The following is a 9,995-nucleotide window of genomic DNA, read 5'->3' as shown; positions in this document are numbered from 1 at the left end:
ATCTGGGCAGTTTCATCAAATACCGAGATTATTTGCCCCATTAATAATGTCGACCACAGATATCTCGCTTTTGAATGTCCTTTTTGGTCATGATAAAGCCAGGAAATCCAGGCAAAAATGCCATAGGCAAAATAATGCCAGTTTTGCTGCAATTCATAAAAATCATGATTAAAATAATAATCTGTGAAGCCTTGCCCAATACCCATCATAATGATCACGCCGACAAAGATGAACAATGACTTTAATTTTACTCTTTTCAGGTTAATGATCAAAATAATCAATAATCCAAGAGCAATAGCAGATAAAACATAAGGAACCTGCAATCCAGCAACAGTATATGACCATTGACTGAACATCCCAATTGCCTGCTGCAAAAAGTTCCGCACAAGTAAAAATGGAGTGGCTACCAGCAGAAACTGAAATAGTAATAAATTCACCCGAGCTGTCATGTCTCGAGATTGCTTTTTTAACTTATTATGATCTTTTTTCATAGCGTCACTCTGTAGAAAATTTCTGCCCTCTAAGTCAATCTTTTTTATTACAGGAAAATTATAAAATTGTGAATTTTGAGCTTTCAAAAATAAATATCAGGTTCAATGAGCCCAATATTGAAGAGTAATGCAAGTAATAAATAGAAAGTCAACCAAGGCAATTGCAACTTTGGTAAATGGGATGGGACAGTTTTTCCGGTAACGCTGTTCCATCTGGTTTTTACCATTAATACAACTACTTGATGAGAACTAACTATCTGTATTTTAGGGATAAGGAATTATGCGATTTGATAATATTATTAGAAAACTCTTGACTTTAGAAGGGTAAAAAAATCTGGTATATGATTGGAGATAATATATGATACAAGAGATATTAATTAATGCTCATTCCTATGAGAAAAGGATAGCTATAATAGAAGACGGCAAACTTGTGGAGCTGTATTCCGAGAGTATTGAGAATCAGGAAGTGGCAGGCAACATATACAAAGGCATCGTTAAAAGCGTGTTGCCGGGTATGGGAGCTGTGTTTGTGGATATAGGGTTAAAAAGGACAGCATTTTTACATTATTCGGAACTAGATGCAGATTTTTTAAACGAAAAACAACAGAAAATCCGTAAGAAAAACGATTCTTCAACAATTGATCAGATTTTCATCGTTGGCGATGAAGTTGTAGTACAGATAAAAAAACCTCCCCTGAATAAAAAAGGAGCAAGTCTAACCTGTCGTTTAACTATTCCCGGAAAATTCCTGGTATTTATGCCATACAAAGAAAAAGTAGCAATTTCCCGCAAGATAACAAGCGGCAGTCAAAAGCACAAATTTAGTGATATCCTGAAGCGCATCAAAGATCCTGAAGTAGGCATCATTGTAAGAACTGATACAGAGAATTCTACAGAAGAAGATTTTGCGATGGAATACAAAACTCTGGAAGCTGTCTGGAAACAGGTAAAGAAGGGCAAAGAATTTCTGAAAGGACCCCTGTGTTTATTTAATCAAAATGAATTGATCTTTATGCTGACTCGTGATCTATTTAATTCCCATGTGGAAAGATTAATAGTTGATGACAAACAATATCGTGATAAGATAGTAACACAATTGAAGAGTATTGCCCCTGAATTGATCAAGAAAGTGGAATTATTCAAAGAAAGCACTCCCTTATTTGATGTGTATGGCATTGAGAAAGATATTCACCGCATCAGTAATTCCCGCATTCCGCTGGCGAGTGGTGGCAATCTGCGGATTGAGCGAACAGAAGCTCTGGTATCGATAGATGTCAACACCGGCTCTTTTACTGGATCAAACCACTATAATGAAACAATACTGCGAACTAATATGGAAGCAGCATTTGAAGTTGCCCGTCAGGTTCGTTTACGGGATTTAAGCGGAATCATGGTAGTTGATTTTATTGATATGAGTACTCAGGCACACCGTGATAAAGTATATAAAGAGCTGAAAAGCTATATGAAGAGAGATCGTGCCCGAAACAAGGTTTATCCTTTCAGTCCTTTAGGCTTGATAGAAGTATCTCGCAAGCGAAGACGACCTGAAGTGATCATGAATCTATCTGAAGTATGCCCACATTGCAATGGAACTGGCAGATTACTGGCAAAGGATTCCGTTGCTGTGAAATTATACAGGTGGCTTCAGCGAAGTGAATTTTTTATCAGCCAGGAGCCTTTGGTAATTCGAGTTCACCGCAATGTGTGTCATTTTATTGATTCCCACCCGGAATTTCTTCAGGATTATGCCAAGCGGATAGAGGTTCTGGAAGACCCGGAGATGGAACATCATCAGTTTAAAGTAGTACTGGAAAAAAGTGGCAAAGATATAACGGAAGAATATAAGTCTTGACATATTAGCGCGAAGCAAAAATATTGTAAATTCGGGATTAATGAAGGGTAATTTTTAAGGAGATATATTATGTACGCGATAGTAGAGTTTAAAGGAAGCCAGTACAAAGTCGAAAAAGACCAGGTACTGAAAGTGGCATTTCTTGGCGAAGATTTGGAACCAGGCACAGAATTGGCTATAGAGCGTGTGTTGATGTTCAAAGATTCTGATGATATCCAGATAGGTCATCCCACCATCGAAAATGCTAAAGTAATGTGTGAAGTATTAAGTCATGGTAAAGAGAAAAAAATCATTGTCTTCAAGAAGAAACGTCGTAAGACATATGAGAAGAAGCAGGGACATCGTCAGAATTTCACCATGATCAAGGTAAAAGAGATAATAAATTAATTAGGGGGCAGCATGGCACATAAAAAGGGAGTCGGCTCAAGTAAGAACGGAAGAGACAGTAATGCTCAATACCTGGGCGTAAAAAAATATGGTGGTGAATTTGTGAGAGCCGGGAACATATTAGTGAGACAAAGGGGCACCCGGATCCATAAAGGTGAAAATGTAGGACTTGGAAATGATTTCACTTTATTCAGTTTAGTAGATGGACATGTTCATTATCAGACCAAAAAGGCTAACAAAAAATTTGTAAGCGTGATACCTAAAGAAAATTAAAATATTTCTTAGAAAAAAATTCAGGCAGCTTAATTAGCTGCCTTTTTTTGTGTGAAAAATTATTCACTATAAAACGATCCCGTTATTAACCTTGACATTGTCATCAAGCAAAAAATATTAGTGATGAGGAAGGGAAGAATATGCGAGTATTATTTGTGATAGAATCAATGCCATGTCATCGGTTTTTAAAAGAGGCTCAGGCTTTGAATGCTTTAGGTATTGAGCTGTATATGTGTTATCGAAAACGCGGAGCGACGATAGCAAAAGATGCTGACTTTTCTATATTCAAATCGATTTTGACCTTAAAGAAACGTCAGAGATTTTTCAAGAAGAAGCTGCTGCAATTTATTAAAGATAATCGGATAGAAGTTATTCATTATCATAATTATCCTGACAGGCTGGGTTTTCAAGTGCTGAATTATGGTCTCAAGATACCAGTTGTCTATGATCAGCATGATCTGATGAGTATCCAGAAAACCAAATTCAACCGAAAAAAGAAATACTGGGAACAATATTGTCTGGAAAATGCTGATGGAGTAGTGTTTGTAACTGAACACTATCAGAAAAAATCCTTTGAGCTATATAACATAAGAGCACCACATATAGTATTACCAAATCTCACCTCACAGAATGTAATCAAAGAAATTGCTTCATCTGAGGAAAAACTTTCATGTCAAGACGGTAATATCCATTTAGTGTGGGTTGGTCACATTAATTCTGATGATACTCATCATAAATGTATGCTGAAATCATTCAGGGTATTATCCGAGCGGGGATTTCATATCCATGTGTATCCCACCCGCAGCAAAGAATATCATGATTATCGAGAAATTGCTAATGTGCATTTGCATGATCAATTGAGCTATGAAGACATGATGAAAAAAATCAATATCTATGATGCCGGGATTGCTATTAATAATCCCTATATGCCTGATAAAACCAGAATGTACACTTTATTGCACGTCTTTCAGAATAAATTGAATGATTACATTTTTGCTGGAATACCCGCAATCACGCTTAATTCTTTTGAACCCATGGCAGACTATATCAATAAATACGAAGTAGGATTCACCTTTGACACATTAGAGGAAATGACTCCCGAGATGATCAGGGAAAAAATGCCTCAATACCTTACAAATATTTCTGAGAAGCGTCCTGTATTACTTAAAAAGATAAATCAGCAGGTGGAAGAAGTGATAGCACTATATCATGATTTAAAGGAAAAGAAACAGGATGGCACGTCATAAAGTAAGCGGGTTTGTACTCTGCCGGAATTCAGAAGCTGTTATCCGGGATTGTCTGGAATCAATTAAATTGTGTGATGACGTATTAGTGGTGGATGGGAAACAATGATCTCAGATCTAAATTGAGGAAGAATTTGAATGAAATTAATAAAGTTAAATAACATTTATGATATAACTTTTGTTTGCCGAAAGGATTACGATCACTTTGCTCAACCGATTCTGAAAGAGCTGGAGAAGAAATACCGAATTCAGTATCTATATCTGAACCATAAATTAGAGTATTGGCATTTTTTAGTAAGGGGCAGGGTTATTTGGGTTGAATGGGCAAATAAATTTGCATTAACAGTCTCGAAAAAGAGATGGAAAAATAAGAAACTGATCATTCGCTTACATAGATATGAAATTCTTTCAAAATATATGAATAAAATTACCTGGGGGAATGTGAATAAACTGGTATTTGTTAATGAGCACTTTGAAAACGAGTTTAAAGAAAAAATAAGTTCGGAAGTGAATGCAATAACAATACCTAATGCAATTGATATAGATTCATTTCCTTCTCTTCCCCATTTGTATGGGAAATCTATCTGCGCCTATGGTTTTGGTTTCGATCCAATAAAAGGCTATGATCAATTAATCAATATGTTTGGCAAATTAGTAAAAAGGGATCCTGACTTTCATCTTACTATTATGGGCATGATAACGAAACAAGATACATCTATAAGACATCTTAAAGAGATCAAGGATCAAATAATAGCTTTAGGACTTGTGGAAAATATTTCAATAATCGAAAGACAGTGTGTTGATTCTCTGGTTGATGACAGATCAAACGTGGTAAGCTTTTTACAGAATCATGATATAATTATGAGTTATAGTCACACAGAATCTTTCCATTATGCATTTGCTGAGGGAATGTTATGTGGTTTAGAAGGATTTTATAATATGTGGCATAACTCATTAATCAAGAATTATTGGAGAAATTGGGGCTACGGATCAGAGGAAGAATTGATTGATAGTATAATAAAATGGACAAATTTATCACAATTAGAAAAAGAGAGAAAAGCACAAGAGAATCGGGAATATATAATAAATAATTTTAGCTCAGAAGTAATAAGCAAGAAATACGAAAAAATATTCTGGGAGTGACAATAAATGTATCGTCAAAAAGTTAGTGGATTTGTCCCCTGTCAAAACTCAGAGGCTGTAATCCGGGAGTGCCTGGAGTCTTTGCGGTGGTGCGACGAAGTATTAGTAGTAGATGGCTATTCTACTGATAAAACCCTTGAAATTGTAAATGAATTTGAGAATACCAGAATAATCCAGCATGAGTATATAAATAGCGTAAAACAGAAAGCATGGGCATTGCCTCAGGCAAAATATGAATGGATATTTCAGCTTGATTCTGATGAGCGTTGTACTCCAAAACTGCAAAAAAGAATAGAAAAAATACTGAGTCAGGAAACCATCTCAGGATATTGCTATAAATTCAGAATGAAGACCATATTATTTGGCAAATTGCTTAAGCATGACGTTTATACGGGATATCGCACTAAAAGATTTTACCGTAGAGAGATCTATAAAACATTTACGAAAAGCAGAGTGCATGGACGTCTGATCCCCCCCGAACCTTCGATATTTATCAGCGACGTTTACGTTTACCATGATCCAATCCGCAATTTCAGTCAGAACTGGCAGAAAATGATCCGTTATGCAGAATGGGCAGCTCAGGATCTATATGATAATAAAGTAAAAGTGCACTGGTGGAACCTTTTATTTCAACCAGCTATAAAATTCTGGAGGTTTTACCTTTTAAATGCCGGGTTCCGGGATGGTCTTGCCGGGATCATAATGTGCACCTTTGGTGGTTTAGCCGTATTTATGAAATATGCCAAGCTCTGGGAACTCTATCAGAAGAATGAAAAAGCAGAAGTCTGAAAAAATTATCCTCATCCAATTAATGGCAATCGGAGATGTGCTGATGTGCACTCCCGCCATAAGAGCATTATACCATAAATTCCCAGATGCTGAGATCAGTTTTCTGGTGAGTGATTATGCTTATGACGCTTTAAAATATAATCCTAATATTGATAAATTGATAATTTATCCCAGAAATCTTAGCCGATCAGGTTATATCCGATTTCTATTTTCATTGAGACAGAAAAAATATGACCTGTTAATAGATTTCCAGAATAATCCCCGCAGTCATATTATGAGTCTGATCATCAGAAGTCTCCGAAAAATCAGCATTAAAAGCAAAAGACGAAATTTTGGTTACAGCGATCTTATCTCTTCCCCGCCAGTAGAAATTTATGCGGCAATTGCCAAGCTGAAGTTGTTAACACCTCTGGGCATTGATGAAAAGCAGGATTTTTTACCCGAAATGCCTTTTCACGAAAATGATCTGAATGATGCACGAGAAACGTTACAGCATCTGGTTTATGACAATAATAAACCAATTATAACTCTATCCCCCGTGACTAAGCGTCTTTATAAGATGTGGAATACAGATAATTATGCCAGACTTTGTGATCACCTGATCAAAGAACATGATGCCCAGTTAGTTTTCACCTGGGGTCCTGGTGAAAAGGAAGTGATAGATGAGATCATCTCAAAAATGAAAGAAACAGCACCTGATCTTGATTATAAGATCAAAGGGCTGCTTCACCTGACGGCACTTTTCAGCCTGGCAGACCTGCATATTGGAAATGATAACGGACCCCGTCATTTTGCCATCAGCTGCGGAACACCTACGATCTGCATTTTCGGGCATATTAAGGAAACACACTGGACTCCTCCAGACAGCAAAATTCATCTCATCATCAGTCCCCAGGATAGAAGTGAAAAACCTGTCATTCCCCGTATAAATTCTATAATTTTTTCTGATGTTCTAGCAGCCTGTGATCTGTTGCTCCAGAAAATAAATAAAAATTAGTCAGGATTTCCCCAGCCTGAAACCAACCCCGATTGTATAGATACTAAAAACCCTATAAGCCCAATTTAAACAGTCATTTAGCCTTCTTACGGCCATTCCAGAAGCCCTAAGGAGAAGCAACAAAGCACGTACTCACATTAAAATGTCACTACGTGCTATGTTGTTCTGGGTACTTTCTGGTTTAAGTATGAAAAGAGATAGCGAGATAGATAAAATATAATTATGCTTGACTATAAGGAGGCAGATGATTTTTCTGGTTTGTTAATAAAAAAAAGTAATAAAAAAGAAGCACCTGCTTCTACCTTACGGTTTCCGGCGGGAATACTTGTTAAGGTTAAGAGATTTAGTTGAGAATATGCGCAATGCGCAAAGATTCCGGCTATGACGGGTGCAATGAAGCATCCGTTTTTTTTATTATGGAACAAGGAGGACATTATTTCCATACGCATAAGAAGAGGTAAGGCGAAATTAAAGCCAACCGTCCCTAAAGAGCGGGTAAACCGCGGTATTAAAGCTGACCCGATAAGACTGATAGACGCCAATGGTGATCAGGTAGGTGTAGTATCACTAACAGAGGGTCTTCAGAAAGCAAGAGAGAGTGAATTAGACTTAGTGGAGATTTCACCTAATGCTGATCCACCAGTCTGCAGGATTCTTGATTTTGGTTCATATCATTATCAGAAAGAGCGTAAATTGCGTGAAAGCAGGAAGAAACAGCATATCGTACAGGTGAAAGAAGTAAAATTCGGGCCTAATACAGAGGAGCACGATTACAATTTCAAAAAGAACAATGCTCTGAAATTTTTAAGGCAGCATAACAAAGTGAAATTCACTGTCCGTTTCCGAGGAAGGCAATTAGCCCATAAAGAATTAGGATTTGAAGTATTATCTCGTCTTGAGAAAGATCTGGCAGATTTTATGGAAATCGACTCAAAACCACAAAGTGAGGGTCGTCAAATCTTTATGGTAGTATCTCCCAAGCGTGATATAGATAAGATTTGCGAGGCGAAGTCAATGACAGCGTTAACGTCTGATCAGGAAAACGATAAAGAACAAGAATAAATAATAATAAAGAAAAGCAGCGTAGCTTTCAGGAGGAAAGATGCCGAAACTGAAAACAAGAAGATGTGTCGCTAAGCGATTTAAGAAAACCGGAACGGGTAAATTGAAGCGTTCCCATGCCTTTGCTGGTCACTTTTTTACCAAAAAGAGTGCTACTCGCAAAAGAAATTTACGCCATTCTGATCTGGTATCTAGCAGTGATGCAAGCAGAATGAAAAAAATGTTAGGAATGTAAGGAGAGAATTATGCCACGTTCAATGAATAATGTAGCCGCACATAAAAGAAAGAAAAAATATTTGAAATTAGCCCGTGGATATCGGGGTGGAAGAAGTAAATTATACAAAACAGCACGTCAGGCAGTAGAGAAGGGATGGCTATATGCATACCGTGATCGCAAAGCCAAGAAACGTGAATTTCGCAGACTTTGGATAATCAGAATCAATGCTGGAGCACATTTACACAATATGTCTTATAGCCAGTTAATCCACGGATTAAAGCTTGCAGAAGTAGAGATAGATCGTAAAGCATTGGCATTTTTGGCATTTAACGAGCCGGATGCCTTTACCAAACTTTGCGAAGAAGCAAAATCAAAACTGAATTAGGGTAATTTTGTCCCGAAGCGGATCAGAAAGATGAAAGAAGAATTACAGAAGCAGATATCTAAAGCCAAAAAGGCAATAGAAGAGTCCTTGCGTCAGCATGATCTGATGCAGTTGAAATCGCAGTATCTGGGTAAGAAAAGTGAATTGAATGCTTTTATGAAGCGTTTAAAGGAGCTACCTGCTGAAGAACGTCCAGCTTTTGGCAAGATAGTGAATGATGCTAAGCAGCAGCTTGAAGAAATGATCAATAACCGTTTATTGAAACTGAAAGAAAACGAGTATGCAGCAACACTACAGGCAGAGCATCAGGATCTAACGATGCCGGGCAAACGACATGTAAGCGGAGCTCTTCATCCGATCACCCAAACCTGGCGAGAAATAGAAGACCTTTTCATCCGTTTGGGTTTTCAAGTTGCTGATGGACCTGATATTGAAGATGAATATCACAATTTTGATGCCTTGAACACACCAGCAGATCATCCAGCTCGAGATCTTTCTGACACCTTTTATATAGAAGGTGACGTACTTTTACGGACACATACATCTCCAGTTCAAATAAGAACAATGGAGAAATTTAAACCACCTATTAAGATAATATGCCCTGGCAGGACATATCGAAATGATAATGATGCCACTCATTCACCTTGTTTTCATCAGGTAGAAGCACTAGTTGTGGATGAAGGAATCAATATAGCAGATTTGCGTGATATGCTTAATTATTTTGCACAGCAGCTATTTGGTCCAGAAATAGCAGTACGAATCCGACCGCACTTTTTCCCCTTCACTGAACCAAGTGCAGAGATGGACATGGTGTGCCCGAAGTGCCTGGGCACTGGATGCAGTTTGTGTAAAGATACAGGCTGGCTGGAGCTGGGTGGAGCAGGAATAGTAGATCCCAACGTATTTGAATATGTGGGAATCGATAGCGAGAAATATACTGGATATGCTTTTGGATTAGGTATAGACCGGATAGCAATGCTTCGTTATGGAATCACTGATATGAGAATGTTATTCAACAATGATCTCAGATTTTTGAGCCAATTTAAATAGTGAAACGTGAGTAAATAGATTATGAAGATAAGTTATAACTGGTTGCGGGAATATATTGATATAGACTTAAGCACTGAGAAGCTTGAAGAGGAATTGACCTTTTCC

General features: G+C 37.5%; 12 protein-coding genes. 11 read left to right on the top strand and 1 reads right to left on the bottom strand.

What is annotated here, in order from left to right:
- Positions 1–491, bottom strand: a 491-nt coding sequence (locus RAO94_11120; protein ID MDP8322891.1) for a hypothetical protein, incomplete at its 3' end; no start/stop codon positions are given.
- 358 nt (positions 492–849) lie between these two features.
- On the opposite strand from RAO94_11120, the gene RAO94_11115 reads away from it, so the two are divergent.
- From RAO94_11115 to pheS, 11 genes are all read left to right on the top strand, one after another.
- On the top strand, positions 850–2,343 hold the full coding sequence (locus RAO94_11115; GenBank protein MDP8322890.1) for an Rne/Rng family ribonuclease: 1,494 nt from the start codon (positions 850–852) through the stop codon (positions 2,341–2,343).
- Positions 2,344–2,412: 69 nt separating this feature from the next.
- Positions 2,413–2,730, top strand: a complete 318-nt coding sequence (gene rplU / locus RAO94_11110) for a 50S ribosomal protein L21 (protein MDP8322889.1) — start codon at positions 2,413–2,415, stop codon at positions 2,728–2,730.
- A 12-nt stretch (positions 2,731–2,742) separates the two neighbouring features.
- Complete coding sequence (gene rpmA, locus RAO94_11105; protein MDP8322888.1) at positions 2,743–3,003, top strand: 50S ribosomal protein L27; 261 nt, start codon at positions 2,743–2,745, stop codon at positions 3,001–3,003.
- Between the two features lie 140 nt (positions 3,004–3,143).
- Positions 3,144–4,250: a glycosyltransferase gene (locus RAO94_11100; protein MDP8322887.1), complete on the top strand. Its 1,107-nt coding sequence runs from the start codon at positions 3,144–3,146 to the stop codon at positions 4,248–4,250.
- Positions 4,251–4,385: 135 nt separating this feature from the next.
- On the top strand, positions 4,386–5,390 hold the full coding sequence (locus tag RAO94_11095) for a glycosyltransferase (protein ID MDP8322886.1): 1,005 nt from the start codon (positions 4,386–4,388) through the stop codon (positions 5,388–5,390).
- A 6-nt stretch (positions 5,391–5,396) separates the two neighbouring features.
- Complete coding sequence (locus RAO94_11090) at positions 5,397–6,179, top strand: glycosyltransferase family 2 protein (GenBank protein ID MDP8322885.1); 783 nt, start codon at positions 5,397–5,399, stop codon at positions 6,177–6,179.
- Positions 6,160–7,176: a glycosyltransferase family 9 protein gene (locus tag RAO94_11085; GenBank protein MDP8322884.1), complete on the top strand. Its 1,017-nt coding sequence runs from the start codon at positions 6,160–6,162 to the stop codon at positions 7,174–7,176. The genes RAO94_11090 and RAO94_11085 overlap by 20 nt, the downstream gene beginning before the upstream one ends.
- A gap of 393 nt (positions 7,177–7,569) precedes the next feature.
- On the top strand, positions 7,570–8,238 hold the full coding sequence (gene infC / locus RAO94_11080) for a translation initiation factor IF-3 (GenBank protein MDP8322883.1): 669 nt from the start codon (positions 7,570–7,572) through the stop codon (positions 8,236–8,238).
- Between the two features lie 40 nt (positions 8,239–8,278).
- Positions 8,279–8,473 (top strand): 50S ribosomal protein L35, encoded by a 195-nt coding sequence (gene rpmI, locus RAO94_11075; GenBank protein MDP8322882.1) that lies wholly within the window; start codon positions 8,279–8,281, stop codon positions 8,471–8,473.
- A 10-nt stretch (positions 8,474–8,483) separates the two neighbouring features.
- Positions 8,484–8,840, top strand: coding sequence for a 50S ribosomal protein L20 (gene rplT / locus RAO94_11070; GenBank protein MDP8322881.1), 357 nt, complete (start codon positions 8,484–8,486; stop codon positions 8,838–8,840).
- Positions 8,841–8,870: 30 nt separating this feature from the next.
- On the top strand, positions 8,871–9,890 hold the full coding sequence (pheS, locus tag RAO94_11065; GenBank protein ID MDP8322880.1) for a phenylalanine--tRNA ligase subunit alpha: 1,020 nt from the start codon (positions 8,871–8,873) through the stop codon (positions 9,888–9,890).
- Positions 9,891–9,995 lie beyond the last annotated feature (105 nt).

The sequence above is a fragment of the Candidatus Stygibacter australis genome (assembly GCA_030765845.1).
GTDB lineage: Bacteria > Cloacimonadota > Cloacimonadia > Cloacimonadales > TCS61 > Stygibacter > Stygibacter australis.
Note: the sequence above shows the minus strand (reverse complement) of the source record. Positions and strands in the feature narration are given on the sequence as shown.

Bases quoted from the DNA above. Each gene is read 5' to 3' on its own strand.
- RAO94_11115 (MDP8322890.1), top strand. From the start codon at position 850: ATGATACAAGAGATATTAATTAATGCTCATTCCTATGAGAAAAGGATA.
- rplU (MDP8322889.1), top strand. From the start codon at position 2,413: ATGTACGCGATAGTAGAGTTTAAAGGAAGCCAGTACAAAGTCGAAAAA.
- rpmA (MDP8322888.1), top strand. From the start codon at position 2,743: ATGGCACATAAAAAGGGAGTCGGCTCAAGTAAGAACGGAAGAGACAGT.
- RAO94_11100 (MDP8322887.1), top strand. From the start codon at position 3,144: ATGCGAGTATTATTTGTGATAGAATCAATGCCATGTCATCGGTTTTTA.
- RAO94_11095 (MDP8322886.1), top strand. From the start codon at position 4,386: ATGAAATTAATAAAGTTAAATAACATTTATGATATAACTTTTGTTTGC.
- RAO94_11090 (MDP8322885.1), top strand. From the start codon at position 5,397: ATGTATCGTCAAAAAGTTAGTGGATTTGTCCCCTGTCAAAACTCAGAG.
- RAO94_11085 (MDP8322884.1), top strand. From the start codon at position 6,160: ATGAAAAAGCAGAAGTCTGAAAAAATTATCCTCATCCAATTAATGGCA.
- infC (MDP8322883.1), top strand. From the start codon at position 7,570: ATGAAGCATCCGTTTTTTTTATTATGGAACAAGGAGGACATTATTTCC.
- rpmI (MDP8322882.1), top strand. From the start codon at position 8,279: ATGCCGAAACTGAAAACAAGAAGATGTGTCGCTAAGCGATTTAAGAAA.
- rplT (MDP8322881.1), top strand. From the start codon at position 8,484: ATGCCACGTTCAATGAATAATGTAGCCGCACATAAAAGAAAGAAAAAA.
- pheS (MDP8322880.1), top strand. From the start codon at position 8,871: ATGAAAGAAGAATTACAGAAGCAGATATCTAAAGCCAAAAAGGCAATA.